Here is a 24,947-nt window from a genome sequence, read left to right as displayed (position 1 = left end):
TCTCATGTTAAGTAAGCAACAACAAATTATAGAAGAACTACATGTGTTACCAAGTATTGATCCAGAACAAGAGGTCCGTAAAAGTGTGGATTTTTTAAAGGCATACTTATACAAGCATCCCTTTTTAAAAACACTAGTTTTAGGTATTAGTGGAGGACAAGACTCTACTTTAGCCGGTCGTCTTTCTCAAATAGCTATCTCTGAAATGAGAGCAGAAACCAAAGATAATGAGTATCAGTTTATTGGTATTAGACTACCTTACGGGGTCCAAGCAGATGAACAGGATGCTAAAAAAGCGATGGATTTTATTCAGCCAGATCAAGAGTTAGTGATTAATATCAAACCAGCTGTAGATGAAATGGTCCAAGTTTTAACTCAACAAGGATTAGCGATTACTCATTTTAATAAAGGGAATATTAAAGCACGTCAACGAATGATTGCTCAATACGCTGTAGCAGGAACTTGTAAGGGAGCGGTAGTAGGAACGGATCATGCCGCAGAAAATATTACTGGCTTTTTTACTAAGTTTGGAGACGGTGGAGCAGATATTTTGCCTCTAGCTAGATTAAACAAACGTCAGGGCAAACAACTGTTACAAGTTTTACAAGCAGATCCAGCTTTATATGAAAAAATTCCTACAGCTGACTTAGAAGATGACAAACCTTTATTAAGTGACGAAGTAGCTTTAGGAGTAACTTATGAAGAAATTGATGACTATTTAGAAGGTCGCAAGGTGTCAGATAAAGCAGTTCAACAAATTGAAAGTTGGTACAATCGTACACAACATAAACGTCATTTGCCTATTACATTATTTGATGATTTTTGGAAATAGTGTAGGAGAAGCACCGGCTGATTATAAGCACGGTGCTTTTTTGATGAAAGGAATTAAGGAGTTAGAAGTATGTCACAAAATGTTAAAGGAACACAGGTCTTCAAGATCCTCTTAGTTGATTTATTTTTATCTGTTTTAGCTAATTTATATTTACAGTGGTGCCAAAATAATTATTCCTTTTCATTGGTTTATTTATTTGGTTTTAACTGGCACGTTGAAAAATTTTGGCTAAGTAATCTAGTCTTATTTCTAGTGTTAGTTGCTTGTATTAGTTGGATTGGAAATAGAGCTAAAGCCCGAGTCTTTTTTATGTGGATGATCCTCTTAGTTGGTTTAGCTAATGTTTACAAAATGAAGGGACGTATGGAACCTTTATATCCAGAAGATTTTTATTATTTAAAAGAACTTACTTTTTTAAAAGATTTACTACCTACACCGTTATTTATTATCTTGTTAGTTAGTTTATTAGCTATGTTTTTGTTAGTATTAGTTGGTGTTATAACTAGTTTTAGTTTACCTTGGCGAAAACAACTGTTAAGAGTAATGTGCCTTATACTAAGCAGTGTAAGTTTATGCTATGTGTCTCATTTTAACTATCCTCATAATCAGTTGAAACAAGCTTATGACCGAACAGCTAAGTGGGTGCCTTATAGTCAAAAAATGAATTATTATAATGTTGGTTTTGTGGCAGGTTTCTTGTATAATTTAGAAGTTATTCCAATGGAGCAACCTAAAAATTATTCAGAAAAGACGATTCATCAGATTGTCAACAAGTATCAGAAAAGTGAAAAAGATAAACCAGTTATTACTGACAAACCTAATATTATATTGGTTTTATCAGAAAGTTTTTCTAATCCTAATCGGTTAAAAGGAATAACTGTCAGTCCTGATCCGTTAAAAGATTATTGGCAAATTGGAAAAGACAGTGTTTATCAAGGAAGTATGCTGTCAGAAAATTATGGTGGTGGCACAGCCAATATCGAATTTGAAGCACTCACAGGCTTTAATATGTCTTTATTTAATGCTCAACTAACCACACCCTATACTATGTTACTTCCTAAGCAAACCCGTTTTCCTTCTTTTGTATCAGATATGAAAAATTTAGGCTATACATCGATTGCCATTCACCCGTATAATACTTCTATGTATAAAAGAAGAGAAGTTTATACGAGATTGGGTTTTGACGAATTTTTAGAGGAGAGTTCTTTTTCGACAGTGGAAAAGCTAGGTAATAATCCCTATGTTCCAGATCAAGCTGTTTTTTCTAAAACGCTAGACATGTTAAAAGAAGATCCTTCTGTTCCTAAGCTATTTCATTTAGTAACGATGCAAAGTCATTTACCGTATCAGAATAAATACTTACAAAGTGATTATCAAACTCAGCCAGTGAATAAAAAGCTAGAAAATTATAGTCAAGATTTAGCTTATTCTAGCCAAGCTGTTGCTCAGTTTATTGAGGAACTAAACAAGCTGAAACAACCTAGTATTGTGGTATATTACGGGGATCATCTCCCTAGTCTTTATCCTGAAGAGATTAGAAAACAACATAAGTCAGACAAGTTACATGAAACAGAATTTTTTATTTGGAGTTCAAAAGAGGCAAAGGCTTATCCAGATTACCAGACAACAGTTTTAAGTCCTCAGTATTTTACCTTATTAACAAAAGAATTAGCCAACTTGCCTTTAACTGGTTTTGACAGACTACGTCAAGCCTTACTCAGCTATTTACCTGCTTTTGAGAGAGGCAGATATTACTATGAAGGAAAGTATCACAAAGAATTATCACTGAATAACAAGCAGCAACAAATTTATCAAGACTACCAACTCATCCAATATGATATAACAGTTGGTGAACAATATAGCCTAAAACAAGGTTTTTTTGGAGGAAAAAAAGAATGAGTTTTTCAAAGCGGGATAATCGCCGATTTTATAATCCAGTTAGACGAGCTATTTTAAATCATCGCATGATTGAACCAGGAGATAAAGTAGCCATTGGTCTAAGTGGAGGAAAAGATAGTACCACCTTACTTTATTTACTAGATCGAATTAGACGAGAGGAACGATTAGGTTTTTCTTTTGAGATCGTTCCTATTTGTCTAGATATGGGAATGGATATGGACATTACACCTTTGCAAGAATTTGTTTCAGAACTCGGGTATGAACTAGAGGTTGTTCCGACTCAAATTGCTCCAATTGTCTTTGATGTTAGACAAGAAAGATCTCCTTGTTCTCTTTGTGCTAAGCTTAGACGTGGAATTTTACATAACCGGGCGAAAGAATTAGGTTGTCAAAAAGTTGCGTTAGGCCATCATGTAGATGATGCGATTGAAACTTATTTTATGAACTTTTTATTACATGGGCAATTAGCCAGCTTTGAACCAATTAGCTATTTAAGCAAGATGGATCTTTCGATTATTCGCCCTTTAATTTACATTGAAGAAATGGAAATTAAACGGTTGGTTAAAAGAGAGGAACTACCAGTAATTTTTAATCCTTGTCCAGCTGATAAAAAGACGAAGCGAGAAGAGATGAAACAACTAGTAACTCAGTTATCAGAAAATTATCCAGATATTCGGAAAAAATTTATTCGAGGGATGGAACAAGGGACAGAGAATGACTTTTGGGCAAAAAGTATGGAGATAAAAGATTAATGAGAAAAATCTTTGCAACCTTCGTTAAACCATGTATAATAAACTTAATATCATACTCATAAGGGAGTAACTAGCGGCAACTGTCGTGGCAACATCACCAACACTGAATTTAATTCTGGTGTTGTCTTAAATAGTGAGACTTATGTATGTTCTTTTTGTAGTGCATACACAAGTCTCTTTTTGTTTATATGTACTACAAAAAATAATAAGGAGGAAAAAGAATGCCACAGAGCAAAGAAGAATCGCATAAAAAATATTTTATGCAAAAGGAAGAAGATGTTTTAACTGAGTTTAAAACTAGTAAAAAAGGGTTAACCTCAGCTGAAGCAAAAAATCGGTTAGAATCTTACGGACATAACCAATTAGATGAAGGTAAGAAAAAATCACTTTTATCTAAATTTTTAGATCAGTTTAAAGATTTTATGATTATCATCTTACTAGCGGCTGCTGTTATTTCTTATTTTACAGGAGATAAAGTAGAAGCTATTATGATTATCGTAGTAGTTATGATTATGTCTGTGTTTGGAGTGATTCAAGAAGCGAAAGCTGAGCAGGCAATTGAGGCGCTGAAGGATATGTCTACCCCTCATGCTAATGCGATTCGTGACGGGGTTACTACAATGATCAAAAGTACAGAACTAGTGCCAGGAGATATTGTTCAGTTAGAAGCAGGAGATGTAGTTCCAGCTGACTTACGGTTGATTCAGACTGCTAGCTTAAAAGTAGAAGAAGCAGCCTTAACCGGTGAGTCTGTTCCAGTTGAAAAACACTTAGATTTACTGACAGATCCAGAAACCAGTTTAGGTGACCGTAAAAACATGGCCTACATGAACAGTAATATTACTTATGGCCGAGGAATTGGGGTTGTAGTTGGGACTGGAATGGATACTGAAGTAGGGCAAATTGCTAGTATGTTAGCCCAAGCAGATGAAACCAATACTCCATTAAAAGAAAACTTGAATCATTTAGGAAAAGTTTTAACCATAGCTATTTTAGTTATTTGTGTTGTGATGTTTGGTGTTGGGATGATTCGTGGCAACAATACCTGGGTTGAAATGCTATTAACTTCTGTGTCTTTAGCTGTTGCGGCTATTCCAGAAGGATTGCCTGCTATTGTAACCATTGTTTTAGCATTAGGTACACAAAAAATGGCGAAGCGAAATGCCCTAGTTAGAAAATTACCTGCTGTTGAAACATTAGGAAGTACTGAAATTATTTGTTCAGATAAAACCGGTACTTTGACTATGAATCAAATGACTGTGGAACAAATTTTTACTAACAATCAAATTCAACCAGCTAGTGCAGCCATTGATTTAACCAATATGACATTAAAAATTATGAATATGTGTAACGATACAAAAGTCGGATCAGAAGGTCAATTGATTGGAGATCCAACTGAAACAGCATTGGTTCAATTTGGTATGGATAAACAGTTTAATTTGCAACAAGTATTAAAAGAAGAGCCGCGAGTGGAAGAAATTCCTTTTGACTCTGAGCGTAAATTAATGACGACTGTCCACAAACTATCTACTGGTCAATATTTAGTAGCAGTTAAAGGGGCACCTGATGAATTATTAAAACGCAGTACGCAATTTGAAGTAGCGGGTCAAGTAAGTGAGATGGACGAGACTGAACGTCAATTGATTTTAGATACGAACAAACAATTAGCAACTCAAGCATTACGTGTGTTAGCTATGGCGTATAAAATAGTAGATAAGTTACCTGAGTCTATTTCATCAGAAACGTTGGAAAAAGATTTAGTCTTTTCAGGTTTGGTTGGTATGATTGACCCAGAGCGTAAAGAAGCAGCTAATGCTGTTAAAGTAGCCAAAGAAGCAGGTATTCGCCCAATTATGATTACAGGGGATCACCGAGATACTGCTGAAGCTATTGCAGTTCGGTTAGGTATTTTAGAAAAAGGCCATTCAGAGTCCGTTATTACTGGAGCAGAGTTAAACGATTTATCTGACGAAGCGTTTGCTAAAAAAGTGTCCCAATATTCTGTTTATGCACGGGTGTCACCAGAGCATAAAGTTAGAATTGTAAAAGCTTGGCAAAATGAAGGTAAAGTAGTAGCTATGACAGGAGACGGAGTCAATGATGCTCCTGCTCTTAAAACAGCAGATATTGGTATCGGTATGGGGATTACTGGTACGGAAGTATCAAAAGGTGCTAGTGACATGGTACTAGCTGATGATAATTTTTCAACTATTATTGTAGCAGTTGAAGAAGGACGGAAAGTATTCTCTAACATTCAAAAAACTATTCAATATTTATTAGCAGCAAACTTAGGTGAAGTGTTAACTTTATTTATTGCAACGTTGTTTGGTTGGGATACCTTACTTCCTGTTCATCTACTTTGGATTAATGTGGTAACTGATACATTCCCAGCGATTGCTTTAGGTTTAGAACCTGCTGAGAAAAATGTTATGCAGCAAAAACCAAGAGGTAGAAGTTCTAACTTTTTATCTGGTGGGGTTTTAAGTAGTATTATTTACCAAGGAATTGTGGAAGCTGCTTTAACTTTAGGTGTTTACGGATTTGCCATAGCTTATCCGGTTCACAACACTTACGAAGCGATTCATGCAGATGCTTTGACTATGTCATTTGCAACTCTAGGACTGATTCAGCTTCTACATGCCTTTAATGTGAAATCTGTTCACCAATCTATTTTTAAAGTAGGAATTTTCAGAAACAAAACATTTAACTATGCGATTTTACTTTCCTTTGTTTTATTAGCTATTACGATTGTCATTCCTGGTTTTAACGATTTATTCCAGGTTGCTCACTTAGATGGTTATCAGTGGGGAATGGTTGTGATTGCTTCTATTATGATGGTAGTCATTGTAGAGTTAGTCAAATGGTTCCAACGTAAAAAATATCATTATACTAATTAAATGTAAAAAAGAGACTCGGTTAAAGAGTCTCTTTTTTATTTTAGTAAATGAACATTTGAAGAGTTTTATGAAAATATAAGAAGACAGATTAATTTTAGCCTGTTTTTTTATGTTCTCTTTAGTTATTGGCTAAAACAGTGTAAAATTACTATTAAAGCAAAGGAGGATTTTTATGAAAGTCGATATGAGCTATTATATTCAACAAATTAATCAATTGGTTCAACAAACAGAGGAAATAGGTGAAACGTTAAATGAACACTTTATGGTGTTACGTTCAGCTATAGATAAAAAAACAACTGATCAATTAGAAAAAGAACAGTTAGAAGAAATTTCTAATAAATTTGCCAAAGGGGTAGCAACTTATAAAAATATTTATAAGCAGCTATTACAGATGAGAGCTCCTGTTAAAGTTATTGGTATTCACAAAAAATTAGAAAAAAATTATGATGATTATATCAAAGGATGCCAACAAATGTTGGATTCTATTGATACAGAAAAAAATCTGTTAGATGTTGAAGCCTTCAATCAAGCTGAAAAAATCCAGGACGAGGCAACAAATGGAATTGCTTTTTGTATTAAACGGATTACTACTCTAGCATTAAAAAACTAAAGGAACATTAAAAAAAGAACATTTTTTAATAACAATACATATATTATTTTTTATGTGTTAATATTATAGGTAATAGATTAAATTTTTATTAATAGAACTATAAGAGTTTTGCAATAAATGGTCTATAGCCATTGTAAGCGTTTGTAAAAAAAGTTAACATAGAGGGTGTAAGGGAAACATAACTTTTGATAATCGGGGGTATAAAAATGAATAAAAACAAAATGAGCAAATCTTTAGAACATTTTTTAGATGAAGGATTAGCTAATTTGAAAGAAAAAGGTTTATACAACACAATTGATGTGTTAGATAGTGCAAACGGTCCAGAGATTACAATTGATGGCAAACGCATGATTAACCTTGCTTCTAACAACTACCTAGGATTTGCAACCAATCCTGATTTAATGCAAGTATGTAATGAGGCAACAGATAAATACGGCGTAGGAGCTGGAGCTGTTCGAACTATTAACGGAACTCTGAAAATTCATGAAGAATTAGAAAATAAAATTGCAGAGTTTAAAGGAACTGAAGCAGCGATTGCTTTCCAATCAGGTTTCAACTGTAATATGGGAGCTATCTCAGCTGTTATGACAAAAGAAGATGCAATTTTATCTGATGAATTAAACCACGCTTCTATTATTGATGGCTGCCGTTTATCACGCGCAAAAATTATTCGTGTAAAACACCAAGATATGGAAGATTTAGAGCAAAAAGCGAAAGAAGCCGTAGAAAGTGGTCAATACAAAAAAATTATGTATATCACAGACGGTGTGTTCTCAATGGATGGGGATATTGCTAACATTCCAGAAATCGTTCGCATTGCTGAAAAATATGACTTAATTACTTATGTAGATGATGCTCATGGTTCAGGCGTATTAGGAAAAGGTGCTGGAACAGTTAAACACTTTGGCTTATCAGATAAAATTGATTTCCAAATGGGAACATTATCTAAAGCTATTGGGGTAGTTGGAGGTTATGTAGCTGGATCTCAACGTCTAATTGATTGGTTGAAATCTCAAGGACGTCCATTCTTATTCTCTACATCATTAACACCTGGTGCAGCAGCAGCAGCTAAAAAAGCGATTGAGTTAATGCAAGAAGACGATCATTATGTACAAGATTTATGGGATAACGCTAACTACTTTAAAGAAAAATTACAAGCAATTGGCTATGACATTGGTAAATCTGAAACACCAATCACACCAGTTATTTTAGGAGATGAATTATTAGCTCAAAAATTCTCTAAAAAATTAATTGAAAATGGTGTTTATGTAAAACCAATCGTATTCCCTACAGTACCAATGGGAACAGGGCGTGTACGTAATATGCCAAACGCAGCTCATACTAAAGAAATGTTAGATGAAGCCATTGCAATTTATGAAAAAGTTGGTAAAGAACTAGGTATTATCAAATAAACGACGGAATTTTGGAGGGATTTTGGGAATGAAAAAAGTATTAGTAACAGGCTGTTTAGGTCAAATCGGTTCAGAATTAGTTATGCGTTTAAGAAAAGATAATGGTATGGATAGCGTGATTGCAACAGATATTAGAAAAGTAGAAGGCAATCCAGTAGTAGAAGAAGGTATTTTTGAAGTATTAGATGTTTTAGATGCTGATAAAATGCTAGATCTTGCTAAAAAATACGAAGTGGACACAATTGTTCACCTAGCTTCTCTATTATCTTCAGTAGCAGAAGAAAAACCTCAAGTTGCTTGGCATATTAATATGACTGGTTTAGTAAATGCCTTAGAAGTAGCAAGAGAACTTAATCTTAAATTCTTTACACCAAGTTCTATCGGCTGTTTTGGTAAAGGAACTCCTGCTGACAATACACCACAAGATACTATTCAACGTCCGTCAACTATGTACGGTGTAACAAAAGTTTCAGGAGAGTTACTATGTGACTACTACTATACTAAATATGGAGTAGATACAAGAGGAGTTCGTTTCCCAGGACTTATTTCTTACGAAACACTTCCAGGTGGGGGAACGACTGACTACGCTGTTGAAATTTATTACAAAGCGATTGAAAAAGGACACTACACATCACCAATTGGCAAAGGTACTTATATGGATATGATGTATATGCCAGATGCTATTGATGCGATTGTTAAATTAATGAACGCTGATCCAGAAAAACTTGTTCACCGAAATGCTTTTAATATTTCAGGTATGTCATTTGAACCAGAAGAAATCAAAGCATCTATTCAAAAATATATGCCAGATTTTGATATGGATTACGATGTAAGCGAAAAATTACAAGGTATTGCTAATTCATGGCCAAACTCTTTAGACACAACTTGTGCTCAAGAAGAATGGGGATTTGCACCGCAATATGATTTAGATGCAATGACCAAGGACATGTTAGATAAATTAGGTAAAAAATTAGGCTAATTAGGCTAATTTTAAATAGAAGGATATAAGGAGGGTTGGGGCAACATTTATTCCGGTCCGTTTAAAAAGGACATGAACTTATTTCATATTTCATAGCAGTGAAAACTATTTAGAAAGAAGGAAAAGGCATGACAACAATTAATTGGGAAAAGGAAGTTGACTCACGTAAAGATCAATTAATGAAAGACTTAGATGATCTTCTTCGTATCGATAGTGTAAAGGATTTAGCTAATAAATCAGATGAATTTCCAGTTGGACCTGGACCTACAAAAGCATTGCAAAAATTCTTAGAATTTGGTGAACGTGATGGTTTTGTAACTAAAAATATTGAAAATGTTGCTGGACATATTGAATTTGGTGATGGAGATGAAACATTTGGTATTTTAGGACACGTTGACGTTGTTCCTGTTGGCGATGGCTGGGAAACTGACCCATTTGTTCCAGTTATTAAAGATGGTAAACTTTATGCTCGTGGTTCAAGCGATGATAAAGGGCCTGTTATGGCAGCTTATTATGGTCTTAAAATTATTAAAGAATTAGGCTTACCAGTTTCTAAAAAAGTGCGCTTTATTGTAGGTGCTGATGAAGAAAGTGGTTGGTATTGTATGGATCGTTACCGTGCTAGCGAAACAATGCCAGATTTTGGTTTCTCACCAGATGCTCAGTTCCCAATCATTAACGGTGAAAAAGGAATTGCTTCTTATATTCTTTCATTCCCAGATGTTCCTAAAAAAGATGGGGATTATGTTTTAGAAGAAATGAACTCAGGTATTGCAGCTAACATGGTACCTGGTGACGCAACAGTGAAAGTAACTGTTAAAAATGGCGACATCAATGAGATGAAAGCAGCTTTTGAAAAATATATTGCAGACAATAAATTAGGCGGCGAAGCTCAAATCGATGGACAAGTTATCACTATTAAATTAGTTGGTAAACAAGCTCACGCTCAAAATCCAAAAGCAGGTATTAACTCTGCTACTCATTTATGCAACTTCCTATCTGACTATGCTTTTGATGGAAAAGATGCAGCATATATTAACAATACAGCTAAATTCTTACATGATGATTACCAAGGTAAAAAAGTAGGAATTGACCATGTAGATGAAACAATGGGAGAATTAACTTCAAGTCCTAACATGTTCCGTTACGGTTTAGGCGATGAACCAACAATTTTAACTAACGTTCGTTTCCCTAAAGGATCAGGTGTAGATAAAATTGTTGAGCAAGTTAAAGCTCATGTAACAGAAGCTCATGTTGAAGCAGCTCCTGGTGCTCAAGATCCACACTACACACCAGTTACAGATCCAATGGTTAAAACATTCTTAGACACTTATGAAAAATACACAGGTGAAAAAGGAGTAGAAAAAACAATTGGTGGCGGTACTTACGCTCGCTTATTCGAACGTGGTTGTGCTTACGGCGCGTTATTCCCAGGACGCGAAGATGTTATGCACCAAGCAAATGAATATATGTATGTAGAAGATATTTATAAAGCAGCTGTTATTTATGCAGATGCAATCTATCAATTAATCAAATAATAAAATACATAGGAATGGTTGGGGCACTTTAAAAGTCAGTGTCCCAATTCGTTCTTATGATAACTGATTAAAAATGGAGGAAAAAAACATGAAGAAATTGTCGAAAGATGCCTACGGTGGTGTAGACGGAAAAGATTACGTTCCTTATGTTCCTGATGGTAAACACCAGAAGAGTGGTGGAACCCTTGTTCTTATTTTTGGGATTTTATTAGCTATTATATTTGCGGCTTCAACAGCTTACTCTGGTATGAAAGTAGGGTTAACTGTTGCAGCAGGAATTCCTGGTTCAATTATTGGTTCTGGTTTAGTAGCAATGTTTGTTAAGTCAAAAAGTATTTTAAGTAAAAACATTTTATCAGGGATGTCAACCGGTGGCGAGTCGATTGCTAGTGGGATGATTTTCGTATTACCTGCTGTTATTTTAATTGGTGGTCATGTGAATTTTATTCATGGGGTCATTATTGGGATAGCTGCGGTACTATTCAGTATTGGTGCAACAACATTAGTTCAAGACTACTTGTTGGTTCAAGAACATGGTCGCTTAGTATATCCTGAAGCTATGGCTATTTCTGAATCATTAGTTGCATCAGATGCTGGAGGAGATTCTCTTAAAAATATGGGAATCGGTTTTGCAATTAGTGGGGTATTAACTTCTTTAACTGGTTCAGTTTTCGGTGTAGTGAATAACGTAGTAAGTTATGTAAGTAATGGTTTTTATAAATGTAAAATGGAAATTGAAGCTAACCCAATGCTTTCAGGGATTGGCTTTATTGTAGGGTTAAAAGTAGCAGTAACAATGTTTGCTGGATCTATTTTAACTAACTTTGCTATTATCCCATTGATTGGTTACTTTACAGAATTAGCTAATGCTAATGCAACTGTTTGGGATTCTGCTAATTTATTAGTAAGTGAAGTAACTGTTAATGAAATTTCTGGCTCTTATACAAAATATATTGGGGCAGGTATGATGATTAGTGGTGGATTAATTGGAGCTATTCAATTGATTCCAACTATTTATACATCTATCTCTCAAACTTTAAAATCAAGAGATAAAGATGGCGATAGTGATGCATCTAGTATTATTGTTCTTTTAGCAGGGATTGTATTAACTTTTGTAGGTGGCTTCATTATTTCAGGAAGTGCATCTGTAGCTATTGTTGGAGCTATTTTATCAATTGTTTTAAGTATGTTATTTGCAATTGTATCTGGTCGTTTAACTGGGGTTATCGGTACTTCTAACTTACCAGTATCCGGTATGACTATTGCATCTTTAGTTATTATGACGCTTGTTTTCTTAGTAATGGGTTGGACAACAGATGCTCATAACGTTACATTGTTAATGTTTGGAACATTTGTTGTAGTAGTAATTGCCGTTGCTGGTAGTTACATGCAATCACAAAAAGCAACCTTTATCATGGGTGGTAGCTCTAAAGAAATGAGAAAATATTTCATGATTTCAGGTATTGTTGGTGTGGTAGTAGTTATTGGAATTATCCAATTATTAGCACCACAAATTGCTATTACTGGTGAAGAAGCACCATTTGCAGTGCCACAAGCTAACTTAATTGCTACATTAACTTCAGGTATTATGCAAGGTAAATTACCATGGCTAATGGTTATTGTGGGAATTGTGTTAGGAATTGTTTTCTTCTTACTAGACTTATCTGTTATGAGTTTAGCAGTAGGAGCTTATCTTCCAATTTCAACTACTTCTATTATTTTAATTGGGGCACTTGTTCGTGTCTTAGTTGAAAAAATTAGTAAAGATGATGCAGTTCGTGAAGAACGCGTTACTAACGGAATTAGTTTATCTTCAGGATTGATCGCTGGAGGTTCTATCATTGGGTTAATTGGTATTATCTTACAAGTTTCTAAAGTGATTACACCAGGAACTCCTTCAGGATTCTTAGGTGGAAATAGTGGTGCCTACTTACTATTAGTTCTTTTAGTAGTGTTAAGTATTTTACCAATACTGAAAACACGAAATGAGGGAACTTCTAGTGAAAGTGACAAATAAAAAGCCTAAAGTGTATGATGCAACAGAGGATCCTTATCTTAATTTGATTTTTATGAAAAATCCAAACATAAACTATCAAAAAAAAGAAGGCCAGATTGTTGTGACAAAAAAACAAAATCATTGGACGCAGCGTTTTTTTAGAAAATTATATTTTAAAATTCCTGAACAAACTTATATTACTCTAGATAAATATAGTAGTTTTGTCTTTGAACAAGTAGATGGTTCTAAGACGGTTCGGGAAATAGGTCAAGAGTTAGCAGCTCAGTATGATGAAGCTAGTGCTCAGTTATATGACCGTCTCATTTTATATCTGAATTATTTGGATAAAGAAGAAAATTGGATTCAATTAGTTAAATAAAAATTTCTGATAATTTTATAGTAAGGCAAGGTGATCGAATGAAAGATTCGAAAACATTCAACATGCTATATCGCTTTGTCATTGCTAGTTTATACGGTATTTTGTCGGCAGTAGGATTGAACTTTTTCCTGCTGCCGGCAAAAACTTATTCTAGCGGTATTACAGGTATAGCGCAATTAATCACGTCATTTATGAAGAATATGGGATTTGCAACAGATGTTGCCACTTTTGTTTTGTTACTTAATATTCCATTAATTATTGTTGCTTGGTTTAAACTAGGAAAATCCTATACTTTTTTTAGTATTTTAGCCGTAGCTACCAATGTTATTGCTTTAAAAGTAGTTCCTATTCAACAAATTGTTGGAGAAAGATTTACAGCTGCAGCCTTTGGGGGAGCTATGCTTGGTACAGGGGTAGGATTGTGTTTTAGAAATGGTTTTTCAACTGGTGGTACGGATATTATTGTGATGTTAATCCGTCAAAAAACAGGGCAAAAAGTAGGATTTATCAATAATATTATCAATGGAAGTATTTTAGTTGTAGCAGGTATCGCTTTTGGTTGGAGTTCTGCTTTATATAGTGTTATTGCTATTTTTACGGCTAGCTTCATGATTGATTATTTTTATATTCAACAACAGCGAATTACTGTGACAATTTTCTCTAAACATCCAGAAAGATTTATGGAGGCTTTAAAACATTTCTTACACGGAGCAACGGTTTGGAATGGAACAGGACTTCATACGGGAGAAGACACCTCGGTGATAACAACTGTTATTTCTAAATACGATTTAAATGAATTAGAGCGAATTATTCACTTAACTGATCCAGAAGCATTTGTTAATATTCAGCCCACTTCATCTCTTTTGGGGCGCTTTCAATCAAGTGATGATTTTTAATGAAACACTCATTCTTTATTAATGAACATTTGTTATGATTAACTATGTATAAAAATACAAAAAAAGGTTTTTAAGAAAGGTGGTTAATCATGTCAAAAGAAACTAAAAAGCTGACGCTAATTGGCTTAATATTAATGATTTTTACATCAGTTTTTGGTTTTGCTAATGCCCCGGTTGCTTTTTATCGTATGGGATATGCTGCGATACCTTGGTATATTTTTGCAGCTTTAGCATTTTTTATTCCTTATGCGTTAATGATGGCAGAATACGGAGCAGCCTTTAAACATGAAAAAGGTGGAATTTATTCATGGATGGAACAATCAGTTGGACCATTGTATGCATTTATTGGAACTTTTATGTGGTTTACGTCTTACATTATCTGGATGGTGGGGATTTCTTCTAAAGTATGGATTCCTTTCACAACTCTTATTTTTGGAGCAGATAAGACGCAAGATTTCGCATTTTTCGGTTTAAATGCAACTCAAAGCTTAGGAATTTTAGCTATGCTATGGATGGTTTTAGTAACTTTCTTTGCTTCTAAAGGCATGAATCAAATTGCTAAAATCACATCAATTGGTGGGATTGCAGTAACAGCATTAAACGTTGTGTTATTAGTTGCCAGTGTAGTTATTTGGGGACTAAATCATGGTGAAATGGCTGAACCTATTCATGGGGTTCAAAGTTTTATCCAATCACCTAACGCAGAGTTTGGAAATGCTTTTTCTATTTTAGGCTTTGTTATTTTTGCTATTTTTGCTTACGGTGGCTTGGAAGCGGTTGGCGGATTAGTAGATGAAACAGAAAATGCTGAAAAGAATTTCCCTAAAGGTATTATTGTGTCTGCTTTAATTATTTCAGTTGGATATGCTTTAAGTTTACTATTATGGGGTGTTTCAACAAACTGGGAATCTGTTTTATCAGGAGATAAAGTTAACCTAGGAAACATCACTTATGTCTTAATGGATAATTTAGGTCTTGAATTAGGAAAAGCTTTAGGTATGAGTGCTGGAGGAGCAGCTAGTCTTGGTATGTGGTTTGCCCGTATTACAGGATTATCTATGTTCTTAGCTTATACAGGTGCTTTCTTTACATTAATTTATTCACCACTTAAAACGATTATCCAAGGAACACCAAAAGGCATTTGGCCAGAAAAATTAACTAAGCTAAATGAAAATGGTATGCCTCAAGTGGCTATGTGGGTACAAGCTGGTATGGTTGTTGTCATTATCGCTTTAGTTTCTTTCGGTGGTAAAGGAGCTCAAGAATTTTACAACGTACTAACTTTAATGACTAACGTAGCGATGACTTTACCTTATCTATTCTTAGCAGCAGCATTCCCTGCCTTTAAGAAAAAAGATAATCTGGATCATTCTTTTGAAATCTTCAAAACAGAAAAAAGCACTAAATTGGTAACAGGTGTAGTTGTGTTTGTCGTTGGTTTTGCTAACGTGTTTACTATTATTGAACCAATGTTACGTGCTCAAAATGCGAATGTTTCAGAAACTATTTGGATGCTAGGTGGACCAATCATCTTCTCACTAATTGCGTATACGTTGTATAAACGCTATGAAAAGAGATCAAGCCAAGCAGAAACAAAATAAAAATTAATGATACTTACAGTGAAGGCTTGTCCTTCACTGTATTTTTCTATTCTCCGATTATTTATCAATTCTTGATAAATAGATTGAAAGCTCAAGGAATATAGATTACTATATAGAAAGAAAATAGAAGAGATGAAAGAGGTATCGGACGTATGCAAACGACAGACAGACCCATTGTTATTGGTGTAACGGGAGGTTCTGGGAGTGGTAAAACAAGTGTTAGTCGAGCTATTTTAAAAGAATTTTCCAATCATTCAGTAATGCTTTTTGAGCAAGATTCTTATTATAAAGATCAAAGCCACTTGAGTTTTGAACAACGACTTAATACAAATTATGATCATCCTTTGGCTTTTGATACAGACTTGTTAATTGCCCAGTTAAATGATTTATTACACTATGAAACGATTGATCAACCAGTATATGACTATGAGGCACATACTAGAAGTTCAGAAACGGTTCATCAAGAGCCAAAAGAGGTTATTATTTTAGAAGGTATTTTAATTTTAGAAGATGAACGTTTGCGAGATCTAATGGATATTAAGGTTTATGTGGATACTGAAGATGATATTCGGATTATTCGCCGAATTAAACGGGACATGGAAGAAAGAGGACGTTCTTTAGACTCTGTGATCAATCAGTATTTATCCGTTGTTAAACCGATGCACCATCAATTTATCGAACCAACGAAAAAGTATGCAGATATCATTATCCCAGAAGGTGGAGAAAATCAAGTAGCCATTGACTTAATGACAACTAAAATTGCTCATATTCTTGATGAGAAAGGGCAACTACACCAAGATAAACCCTCTGTTTTTCGTTAATGTCACTAAAAGGATGTCTGAGACATTCTTTTTTGTTTGATTTTTTTTAAGGAGAATCAACATGCCAGAATTACAATTCCCATTAAAAAATGATTTATCTCGTAAAATTTTACATATCGACATGGATGCTTTTTATGCCTCTGTCGAAGAAAGGGATCATCCAGAATTAGTCGGAAAACCTTTAGTGATTGCAAGGCATCCAAAAGAAACCCATGGTAGAGGAGTCGTAACAACTGCTAATTACCTAGCAAGAGAGTACGGTATTCATTCTGCTATGAGTGCGAAAAAAGCTTATGAACTGTGTCCTAGTGCTAATTTTGTACCAGGTAATCACGACTATTACCGAGAAGTGTCTCGAGCTATTCATAACATTTTTCATCAGTATACAGATTTAGTTGAACCAGTTGCTTTAGATGAAGCCTATCTAGATGTAACTCAGAATAAAAAAGAAATTAAAAGTGGTATTAAGCTAGCTAGAATGATTCAGTATCAAATTTGGGAAGAGCTACAATTAACTTGTTCTGCTGGAGTGAGCTATAACAAGTTTTTAGCTAAACTAGCCTCTGACTATGAAAAACCACGAGGACTGACGGTAATTACACCTGACCAAGCTATTCTATTTTTGAGACAATTACCGATTGAAAAGTTTCATGGAGTAGGTAAAAAAACCGTACCTAGAATGCATGAATTAGGTATTTTTACTGGAGAAGATTTGTATCAAAAAAATGAAATGTGGTTAATCCAAGAATTTGGTAAGATGGGATATTCTTTGTACCGGAAAGTTCGGGGAGTGGATAATGCACCGGTATTAGCTAATAGGGAGCGTAAGTCAGTGGGAAAAGAGCGGACATTTTCGACGCCTTTGGTTCAAGAAACTGATATTATTATGACCTTGCGAAAATTAGCTCATGAGGTGGCCTTAGCTTTAAAAAAAGCTGACAAACAAGGGAAAACAGTTGTGTTAAAAATTAGGACTTCTGTATTTGATACGATTACTCGGCGGAAAACATTAGAAACATATGTTAGCCAGGAAGAAGTTATTTACTTTTATGCTTATGAGATATGGGAAGAACTAAACTTGTTAGGGACAGAAATTCGCCTGTTAGGTATTACTTTAACCAATTTAGTTCCGACTACATATGAGCCGATTGTTTTACCAATCAAATAACTCACCTAAACGTGATTTAGGTGAGTTATTTTAGGTTATAGTTTCATAGTTTGTTTGGTTTCATCTACTTGTAAACCAGTAAGTTCTTCCCACCATTGATTGATTTCTTTTTCATAGTGAGTAGGGAAAGGCTGTAATAAATCAAGTAACTTAGTTCCATAAATTTGCGTTTGTGGATAAGCTAACTGTAAGGAACGTTTTAATTCAGCCAAGAGATTATAATATTGGAAAATCGCAAAGTACAGTTCTTCTGTGTCATCTTGAATCAATAAGTTAGGAATTCTTTCTAGGATAAAGCCGAAGCGGTGCATGGTAAATAGCAGACCTTCTACTGCATCAGAATCGATTTGTTGAATGTGCCGTAATAGTTGAATGTGGCAAGTTAGAGCTTCTGCCAATTCTTTTTTGATAGACTCTCTAGCAACAGGGTAAGACATGTTATTCCTCCTTTTTAAAAATTCGTTTTAGCAGAAGTGGCGCTCTAGATTCAGAGACTTTTTCTGTTTTTTCAGTTTCGACCATAGAATGAGATTTAGAAGTGGACTTAGAATATTTTTCTGATAGACTAATCATCTCTTGATTAATAGCCTCATCAGCGGCATAAACTAAACCTAACGGATTATCTGGTTCTTGTTGTTTGGTTTCTACAACGGTAAATGAGCAATTACATTTTTGAGCGACGCTAATGAAATTTAACTGATCCTCCATATCTACATTGCCGTTGATTAATACATGGTAGTCAGGCTGTTTTTTAAGTTCTTGTTCAAAATATTTGACATGTTTTTGTTCCTTCATTTCGTTAATAGTTAACGCTAAAAAGACCCGTTCTCTAAAAGTGCCTAGGTATTTTCTTTGTTCATCTGGTTTAATTTGAGGAGCACCGTACATGCCTTTGTCTAAATAATCTTGAATGTCTTTTTCTGCCACTAACCTTCCTCCTTATTTTGTTGAATGATGAATTTTTTCATAGTTTTCTTTTTCAAGTACTCGGTATTTATCCATTTTTTGGCTAAATAAAGCCCCGTTTGTAGGTGGGGTATAAGTAATCGCATTGGCACCAGCTTCAATTGTTGCTTGGATAGAGGCTTCTGTTGGACCACCTGTGGCAATAATAGGTACTTCTGGGAATGATTGGCGAATATCTTGAACAATTTGTGCCGTATGTTTTCCGCCGCTAACATTTAAAATAGCTACACCAGCTTCAAGTTTCGCTTCAATATCTGCATAAATAGATGTGACTGTTCCAACAATAGGAATAGCGATCACATCATGAATGTCTTTAATGGTACTCATAGGAGTAGGGGAGTTGACTACTACGCCAATAGCTCCCTGGGACTCTGCAAACATACTCATATGTACAGATCTTTTTCCCTGGGTTAGACCACCACCTACGCCGCTAAAAACAGGAATATCCGCTGCTTCAGTAATACATTTCGTAATAGTTGGATGAGGGGTGAAAGGATAAACCGCAATCACAGCATCTGCATTGATATTTCGGATAATGGCAATATCTGTTGAGTATACAATCGATTTAATTTTTTTGCCAAAAATTTTAATGCCACTACAACTTCGTATTACTTCTGGTAGTTGGATGGTATCCTGTCTAAGAGTTGTGTTGATTTCTGGAACCTGCAATTGTTTCTTTTCTTCCAATCAAGTCACCTACTTTTCAAAAAAATAAATGTTACATCTAACTCTAATTATAGCATTTACCTATTTTTTTACCTAATTTTGCGAAAAACATTGATAAAAAAAGGATAAGCCTAATGACTTATCCTTTTTTAGTTATTATGCCCAATCACCTTGTCTGAAAATTGGAACGCGAGTACCGTCTTCACGGATACCATCAATGTCCATTTGATTTGAACCAATCATAAAATCAACGTGGTTAATACTACGATTTAGGCCAATAGCTTCTAATTCTTCTTCTGACATGTTTGTGCCGTTTTCAATATTAAAGGCATAACCATTTCCAAAAGCTAAGTGATTAGAGGCATTTTCATCAAACAAAGTGTTGTAGAAAGTAATACCTGATTGAGAAATAGGGGATGGATCTGGAACAAGCGCTACCTCACCTAAACGTTTAGAACCAGGATCACTGTTAAGTAAGCTTTTAAGAACGGATTCCCCTTGGTCTGCTGATGCTTCAACAACCTCTCCGTCTTTAAAGGTAAATTGCATGCCTGTAATAGTTGTTCCAGCATAGCTAAGTGGTTTTGTACTACTAACAGTTCCCTCTGCATGTCTAAAGTCTGGAGCTGTAAAGACTTCTTCTGTTGGCATATTCGCCATAAACTCTTCACCGCGGCTATTAATGCTTCTAGAGCTATCCCAAACATGATTGTCAGGTAAACCAACTGTAAAATCTGTTCCAGGTGCTTGATAGTGAAGTGCTTTAAATTGCGCTTTATTTAACATAGCTGCTTTTTCTGCTAAAATAGCTTCGTGTTTTTTCCAAGAAGCAATTGGATCTTCGTCATAAATATGCGTAGCTTTAAAGATTTGATCCCATAAAGCTGAAACTTGTTCTTCTTCTGAAGCTAATTCAGGGAATACAAGTTTAGCCCATTCAGTACCAGCAGCAGCAATAACTGTCCAACTGATTTTATTAGCTTGTCCTGCTTGACGTAAATTGAATAAGAATTTGCGGTCAAAACGTTGATAAGCAGCTACTCTTTCAGAATCTACACCTGCTAGTGCTCCTGGATCTTGTGACACGATACTAATCCGAGAAGCTCCTTTTTCAACCCAGTCATCTACTTCTGCTAGACGATAATCTGGTACATGTTCTAATACATCAATATCCGTATGAGCAACATGCTGTCTTAAAATGAAATCATCGTTCCAACGAAGGATAACTTCTTTAGCTCCTAATTCATAAGCTTTTTTCACAACTAAACGAGCTAGTGGTGCTTGGGTGACAGATACTTCTAGTAAAACAGTGTGGTTTTGTTGGACGTTCACTCCTGTTTTTACAATTAATTCAGCGTACTTTTCCAAACATTTATCAAAATCTTTAATCAAGTCATTCAGATCCCTTCTATTAATGGTTGTTCAGGTTGATTAATCAATCTTGTTGTAAGAAGTTGCTTCCATTTTTTTTGTGTAACGAGAGAATAAGATTAAAGCAACGACAGCGAAGAATAATGGTCCAGCAACAGACCAGATAGATTCTTTTGGATTACCATCTAAAGCTGGTTTAATAATAGTAAAGACGTTAGCGAAACCAACCACAAATGTTACAACGTAAACAGCGATTTTAGCTGTTTTCTTAGATTTATACATTAAGAATGGTTTAGTAATTTCATCTTTTTCTTTAAAGCCAATAAATGCCATAGCTAAGAACATGTATGGTAATGTCATACTTACGTTTGTCATAGCAATTAGGATATCAAAGAAAGCTTTAGCACTGTCCCCACCAAATGATACAAGGGCAATGATTACTACAACGATACCTGCTTGAACCCACATAGCATAAGTTGGCATACCATTTTTAGTGCGTGTTAATTTTTCAGGCCAAATTTCTTTAGGAGTTCCTTCAATCAATTGTTTCAATGGAGAGAAAATTAAAGTAAAGAATGCTCCAGTTAAAGCTAAGAACATAGATAGACCCATATAGCGGCTAATCCAGTTACCTAAAGTTACGCTTGCTGCTTCAGAAAGACTTAACGCATGTCCTAATTGATAGCCCATGTTGTTCATAGCAATATAAGACACGTTACCCATTGTTACTTCAACATCACCAAATTGAGTGAAAGCAAATGTCCAGTTAGTGAAAGCTCCCATAATGAAGATACCAACTGCATAACCTACTGCAATAACAATAGCTGAAATAGTAATACCTTTAGGGAAAGTCACTTCTGCATTTTCAGTTTCATCAACTAATCCACCAACTACTTCTAGTCCACCATAAGCGAAGATTGCGAATACTAAGAAACTAAAGACTTGAATCATATTTTGGTAGCCAGGGTTAGGTGAATGAGTGAAAGCTTCAACAGATAAAGGCTCTGCCATGCCACCGTTTAAGACTAAAATTAAAATTCCACCAACAAATAGTAAAATATTAATCAATGCAACAGCTGTACCACCGATTGACGTTACTTTTTTTACTTTGTCTAACCCTTTAGATGATACTAGGGTAATGAAAATAATCCAGATAATCGCTAGAACACCTAATGTTTGAACGCCGTTTAATCCAAATAGACTCCATTCTTGTGTTTTATCTACACCGAAAATAGCATTAGATAAAGGAATCCAGATACCAGAACCAACGTTTACCATCCAAATAATATAAGATGCATACCACATAAATGTTCCCACAAAGGCAAACTTAGGACTAGCAGACTCAGCCATCCAGGAATAAATCCCACCTTTATGATCTTTAAAAGCTGCCCCGTATTCTGCTAACATGAAAGCAAAGGGAATAAAGAAACAAAGTGCGGCTAATACATACCAAATAATGGATGAGTAGCCCATCAAGTAGAAGGCTTTGGTAATATTAGTGAAGCCAAATACTGATGTGAAAATCATGAGGATGAGTGCTTTGAGCGTCAATTTTTTCTTAGACATACAACAAGCTCCTTTTCTTTTTTTTACTTAATAGTTTTTATTAAGTGATGTTTTTCAATCTTTATTATAGGTTTTAACAAGAGTCTATGTAAACACTTACAAAGTCCTCTTCACGTAACTATTAGCTATTTTTCATTTTATTTTAACCTAGAGAAAAATAACTAATGTATTAGAAGTGAGTACATACTAATAAATTCATGAGAAAAAATTAGCTCATCATCTAAGATAGGAAAAATACTTGAATATCCCTATATTTTTGTTAAAATTAAACAGTATGTACAGATTTTATTAAAAAGAAAGAGGTGAGAAGATGCCTCAAACAAAAGTTGAACAAGGTTTTTATTTACTACAAACAAGTATCAATCAATTAGTTCAAACCTTAGAGATTAATTTTTATGATGCTTACATAGAAACCTTAGATAATATAGGAGATCATAATCAGGTTCGGGTGATTGAGGGACAACCAAGTCCAGATGTGGTAAAAAAAGTAGAAGCCTCTTATAAAGAGTTAGAAGAGTTGGAACTGCTGCCTGAAGAAAAAAGAAAAATAACACAATTAGTCTTGTTAGATGGTATGAGAAAAGAACCGATTCAGCAAAATCATCAATTAACACCAGATGCTATTGGTTTTTTATTTGTTTATTTAATCGAACAACTAGCACCTAAGAAAAAAAATCCTCTCCTATCTATTCATGATTTAACAGTAGGTATGGGAAATCTTTTATTCACGGTGTTGACTAATTTAACTTTAGCAGAGTATCAATTGACAAGTACAGGGATTGATATTGATGATACCTTGCTTAGTATTGCTGCTTCAACAGCTGATTGGCTCAACTTACCTGTTACTTTATATCATCAAGATAGTTTAGAGCCATTACTCCTTGATCCAAGTGATATCGCTATTGGGGATTTACCGATTGGTTATTATGGTTTAGAAGAAAAATCCAATCAGTTTCGAATGCAAGTAGAAGAAGGCCATAGTTATGCTCATCATTTATTACTAGAGCAAAGTATGAAGTATGTGAAAGAAAATGGTTTTGGAATCTTTTTACTACCTTCTAATTTTATGACAACAGAGCAAGCAGATAAATTGAAAGAATGGATAGCAGAAGATGTCTATTTACAAGGTATTATTCAATTACCTAGCTCGCTATTTAAAAATGAACAGTCTCAAAAATCAATTGTGATTGTTCAAAACAAAGGAAAGCGTAGCCGTCAAGCTAAAGAAATTTTAGTGACAGCGTTACCTTCTTTAAAAGATCCACAACACCTTCAGTTGTTCTTTAACCAATTTCAAGATTGGTGTGAAGATAATATTATTAACTAAAATATGGATAAAAGAAAAGGGAGAGTTTTATGTCAAAAACAATCGCAATCAATGCTGGTAGTTCAAGTTTAAAATGGCAATTATTTGAAATGCCAGAAGAAAAAGTTATTGCAAAAGGAATCGTAGAACGCATTGGCTTAAAAGATTCTATTTTTACTATTAAATATGGCGAAGGTCAAAAATATAATGATGTCTTAGACATTAATGACCATGAATTTGCTATTCATATGTTATTAGAAAAAATGACAGAATTACATATTATTGAAAGTTTTGACGAAATTGAAGGAGCAGGCCATCGTATTGTAGCTGGTGGGGAATTCTTTAAAACATCAGCTAAAATTGATGAAGAGGCTATTCAAAAAATTGAAGCCTTAGCAGAATTTGCTCCATTACATAACCCTGCTGAAGCAAAAGTTATTCGCGTGTTTGAAAAATTATTACCAAAAACAACTAACGTAGCTGTTTTTGATACATCATTCCATACAACTATGCCAGCTGTTAACTATTTATACAGTATTCCAATGGAGTATTATGAAAAACATAAAGCACGTAAATATGGTGCTCATGGAACAAGTCATCGTTATGTTTCTGAACGTGCAGCAGACATGTTAGGTAAACCAATTGAAGAATTAAAAATTGTTACTTGTCACTTAGGGAACGGTGCATCTATTACTGCAGTAGACGGAGGTAAGTCAATTGACACGTCTATGGGCTTTACACCACTTGCTGGAGTAACTATGGGAACTCGTTCTGGAGATATTGATGCTTCTGTTTTACCATATATTATGGATAAAGAAGGCATTACAGATATTAAAGAAATGGTCAACATTTTAAATAAAAAATCTGGTCTACTAGGTATTTCTGGTATTTCTAGTGACATGCGTGAAGTAGAGTCAGCTGATACAGAAGAAGCTAAATTAGCAGTTGAAATTTTTAACAACCGAGTTCAAAAATATATTGGAAGCTATGTTGCTGCAATGAACGGCGTAGATGCTATTGTCTTTACAGCAGGAATTGGTGAAAATGCTATTGAAACTCGCCGAGACATTATTAATGGTATTTCTTGGTTTGGTTGTGAAATCGATGATGAAAAAAATAATGTTCGCGGAGAAGAACGTGTGATTTCAACAGATGATTCTAAAGTGAAAGTATTACTTATTCCAACTGATGAAGAAGTTATGATTGCTCGGGATGTTGAGGAATTAAAATAATTTAAGTATTTGCAAATTGTAAACAAACGTGATATGCTCCTCTTTGGATGTTTCTTTAAA

The 24,947-nt window shown here is 34.7% G+C and carries 21 protein-coding genes; 16 read left to right on the top strand and 5 right to left on the bottom strand.

The features are described 5' to 3' along the window. Nucleotides 1–4 precede the first annotated feature (4 nt). From nadE to dinB, 14 genes are all read left to right on the top strand, one after another. The gene (nadE, locus tag C7P63_RS07920; protein WP_125943635.1) at nt 5–832 is read left to right on the top strand and encodes an ammonia-dependent NAD(+) synthetase; all 828 of its coding nucleotides are present in this window, start codon (nt 5–7) and stop codon (nt 830–832) included. A gap of 69 nt (nt 833–901) precedes the next feature. Continuing rightward, complete coding sequence (locus C7P63_RS07915; protein ID WP_125943634.1) at nt 902–2,731, top strand: LTA synthase family protein; 1,830 nt, start codon at nt 902–904, stop codon at nt 2,729–2,731. After that, on the top strand, nt 2,728–3,483 hold the full coding sequence (locus C7P63_RS07910; protein ID WP_125943633.1) for a tRNA lysidine(34) synthetase: 756 nt from the start codon (nt 2,728–2,730) through the stop codon (nt 3,481–3,483). Before C7P63_RS07915 ends, C7P63_RS07910 begins: the two co-directional genes overlap by 4 nt. Before the next feature lie 221 nt (nt 3,484–3,704). Then, nucleotides 3,705–6,380 (top strand): cation-translocating P-type ATPase, encoded by a 2,676-nt coding sequence (locus tag C7P63_RS07905; RefSeq protein ID WP_125943632.1) that lies wholly within the window; start codon nt 3,705–3,707, stop codon nt 6,378–6,380. Nucleotides 6,381–6,552: 172 nt separating this feature from the next. Continuing rightward, on the top strand, nt 6,553–6,990 hold the full coding sequence (locus C7P63_RS07900) for a hypothetical protein (protein ID WP_125943631.1): 438 nt from the start codon (nt 6,553–6,555) through the stop codon (nt 6,988–6,990). A 206-nt stretch (nt 6,991–7,196) separates the two neighbouring features. Further along, a complete protein-coding gene (locus C7P63_RS07895) occupies nt 7,197–8,402 on the top strand; it encodes a glycine C-acetyltransferase (protein WP_243640823.1) in 1,206 nt (401 codons plus the stop codon). A gap of 28 nt (nt 8,403–8,430) precedes the next feature. Then, nucleotides 8,431–9,381 carry an L-threonine 3-dehydrogenase gene (locus C7P63_RS07890; protein WP_125943630.1) on the top strand — a complete coding sequence of 317 codons (951 nt, stop codon included), beginning with the start codon at nt 8,431–8,433 and terminating at the stop codon, nt 9,379–9,381. 128 nt (nt 9,382–9,509) lie between these two features. Further along, nucleotides 9,510–10,919, top strand: a complete 1,410-nt coding sequence (pepV, locus tag C7P63_RS07885; protein WP_125943629.1) for a dipeptidase PepV — start codon at nt 9,510–9,512, stop codon at nt 10,917–10,919. Between the two features lie 88 nt (nt 10,920–11,007). Continuing rightward, complete coding sequence (locus tag C7P63_RS07880; RefSeq protein WP_125943628.1) at nt 11,008–12,936, top strand: OPT family oligopeptide transporter; 1,929 nt, start codon at nt 11,008–11,010, stop codon at nt 12,934–12,936. Further along, entirely contained in the window at nt 12,920–13,294 is a 375-nt protein-coding gene (locus C7P63_RS07875) for a PqqD family protein (RefSeq protein ID WP_243640822.1), read from the top strand. The genes C7P63_RS07880 and C7P63_RS07875 overlap by 17 nt, the downstream gene beginning before the upstream one ends. Before the next feature lie 38 nt (nt 13,295–13,332). Continuing rightward, entirely contained in the window at nt 13,333–14,190 is an 858-nt protein-coding gene (locus C7P63_RS07870) for a YitT family protein (protein ID WP_125943626.1), read from the top strand. An 89-nt stretch (nt 14,191–14,279) separates the two neighbouring features. Continuing rightward, a complete protein-coding gene (gene yjeM / locus C7P63_RS07865; RefSeq protein ID WP_125943625.1) occupies nt 14,280–15,791 on the top strand; it encodes a glutamate/gamma-aminobutyrate family transporter YjeM in 1,512 nt (503 codons plus the stop codon). A gap of 152 nt (nt 15,792–15,943) precedes the next feature. Beyond that, nucleotides 15,944–16,612, top strand: a complete 669-nt coding sequence (udk, locus tag C7P63_RS07860; RefSeq protein ID WP_125943624.1) for a uridine kinase — start codon at nt 15,944–15,946, stop codon at nt 16,610–16,612. A gap of 61 nt (nt 16,613–16,673) precedes the next feature. Beyond that, nucleotides 16,674–17,780 carry a DNA polymerase IV gene (gene dinB, locus C7P63_RS07855; protein WP_125943623.1) on the top strand — a complete coding sequence of 369 codons (1,107 nt, stop codon included), beginning with the start codon at nt 16,674–16,676 and terminating at the stop codon, nt 17,778–17,780. A gap of 35 nt (nt 17,781–17,815) precedes the next feature. Here the strand turns inward: dinB and C7P63_RS07850 are convergent, their stop codons facing one another. The 5 genes from C7P63_RS07850 to yjeM (C7P63_RS07830) all read right to left on the bottom strand — a co-directional run bounded on the left by C7P63_RS07850 (nt 17,816) and on the right by yjeM (C7P63_RS07830) (nt 22,349). Beyond that, on the bottom strand, nt 17,816–18,217 hold the full coding sequence (locus C7P63_RS07850; RefSeq protein ID WP_125943622.1) for a hypothetical protein: 402 nt from the start codon (nt 18,215–18,217) through the stop codon (nt 17,816–17,818). A 1-nt stretch (nt 18,218) separates the two neighbouring features. Then, nucleotides 18,219–18,707, bottom strand: coding sequence for a YueI family protein (locus tag C7P63_RS07845; protein WP_125943621.1), 489 nt, complete (start codon nt 18,705–18,707; stop codon nt 18,219–18,221). 12 nt (nt 18,708–18,719) lie between these two features. Beyond that, the gene (locus tag C7P63_RS07840; RefSeq protein WP_207853015.1) at nt 18,720–19,433 is read right to left on the bottom strand and encodes a beta/alpha barrel domain-containing protein; all 714 of its coding nucleotides are present in this window, start codon (nt 19,431–19,433) and stop codon (nt 18,720–18,722) included. Between the two features lie 135 nt (nt 19,434–19,568). Further along, nucleotides 19,569–20,804 carry an aminopeptidase gene (locus C7P63_RS07835; protein ID WP_165863803.1) on the bottom strand — a complete coding sequence of 412 codons (1,236 nt, stop codon included), beginning with the start codon at nt 20,802–20,804 and terminating at the stop codon, nt 19,569–19,571. A 39-nt stretch (nt 20,805–20,843) separates the two neighbouring features. Then, nucleotides 20,844–22,349 (bottom strand): glutamate/gamma-aminobutyrate family transporter YjeM, encoded by a 1,506-nt coding sequence (gene yjeM, locus C7P63_RS07830; RefSeq protein WP_125943620.1) that lies wholly within the window; start codon nt 22,347–22,349, stop codon nt 20,844–20,846. A gap of 310 nt (nt 22,350–22,659) precedes the next feature. Here yjeM (C7P63_RS07830) and C7P63_RS07825 point away from each other — a divergent pair, with 310 nt between their 5' ends. Further along, entirely contained in the window at nt 22,660–23,676 is a 1,017-nt protein-coding gene (locus C7P63_RS07825) for a class I SAM-dependent methyltransferase (RefSeq protein ID WP_125943619.1), read from the top strand. 29 nt (nt 23,677–23,705) lie between these two features. After that, nucleotides 23,706–24,887 (top strand): acetate/propionate family kinase, encoded by a 1,182-nt coding sequence (locus tag C7P63_RS07820; protein ID WP_125943618.1) that lies wholly within the window; start codon nt 23,706–23,708, stop codon nt 24,885–24,887. The last annotated feature ends 60 nt before the right edge of the window (nt 24,888–24,947 follow it).

Source organism: Vagococcus humatus (assembly GCF_003950325.1).
Taxonomy (GTDB): domain Bacteria; phylum Bacillota; class Bacilli; order Lactobacillales; family Vagococcaceae; genus Vagococcus_C; species Vagococcus_C humatus.
This window is presented reverse-complemented; position numbering and strand designations above follow the sequence as displayed.

Bases quoted from the DNA above. Each gene is read 5' to 3' on its own strand.
- dinB (WP_125943623.1), top strand. From the start codon at position 16,674: ATGCCAGAATTACAATTCCCATTAAAAAATGATTTATCTCGTAAAATT.
- C7P63_RS07900 (WP_125943631.1), top strand. From the start codon at position 6,553: ATGAAAGTCGATATGAGCTATTATATTCAACAAATTAATCAATTGGTT.
- yjeM (WP_125943625.1), top strand. From the start codon at position 14,280: ATGTCAAAAGAAACTAAAAAGCTGACGCTAATTGGCTTAATATTAATG.
- C7P63_RS07895 (WP_243640823.1), top strand. From the start codon at position 7,197: ATGAATAAAAACAAAATGAGCAAATCTTTAGAACATTTTTTAGATGAA.
- nadE (WP_125943635.1), top strand. From the start codon at position 5: ATGTTAAGTAAGCAACAACAAATTATAGAAGAACTACATGTGTTACCA.
- yjeM (WP_125943620.1), bottom strand. From the start codon at position 22,349: ATGTCTAAGAAAAAATTGACGCTCAAAGCACTCATCCTCATGATTTTC.
- C7P63_RS07870 (WP_125943626.1), top strand. From the start codon at position 13,333: ATGAAAGATTCGAAAACATTCAACATGCTATATCGCTTTGTCATTGCT.
- C7P63_RS07850 (WP_125943622.1), bottom strand. From the start codon at position 18,217: ATGTCTTACCCTGTTGCTAGAGAGTCTATCAAAAAAGAATTGGCAGAA.
- C7P63_RS07820 (WP_125943618.1), top strand. From the start codon at position 23,706: ATGTCAAAAACAATCGCAATCAATGCTGGTAGTTCAAGTTTAAAATGG.
- pepV (WP_125943629.1), top strand. From the start codon at position 9,510: ATGACAACAATTAATTGGGAAAAGGAAGTTGACTCACGTAAAGATCAA.
- C7P63_RS07910 (WP_125943633.1), top strand. From the start codon at position 2,728: ATGAGTTTTTCAAAGCGGGATAATCGCCGATTTTATAATCCAGTTAGA.
- C7P63_RS07905 (WP_125943632.1), top strand. From the start codon at position 3,705: ATGCCACAGAGCAAAGAAGAATCGCATAAAAAATATTTTATGCAAAAG.
- C7P63_RS07915 (WP_125943634.1), top strand. From the start codon at position 902: ATGTCACAAAATGTTAAAGGAACACAGGTCTTCAAGATCCTCTTAGTT.
- udk (WP_125943624.1), top strand. From the start codon at position 15,944: ATGCAAACGACAGACAGACCCATTGTTATTGGTGTAACGGGAGGTTCT.
- C7P63_RS07890 (WP_125943630.1), top strand. From the start codon at position 8,431: ATGAAAAAAGTATTAGTAACAGGCTGTTTAGGTCAAATCGGTTCAGAA.
- C7P63_RS07880 (WP_125943628.1), top strand. From the start codon at position 11,008: ATGAAGAAATTGTCGAAAGATGCCTACGGTGGTGTAGACGGAAAAGAT.
- C7P63_RS07825 (WP_125943619.1), top strand. From the start codon at position 22,660: ATGCCTCAAACAAAAGTTGAACAAGGTTTTTATTTACTACAAACAAGT.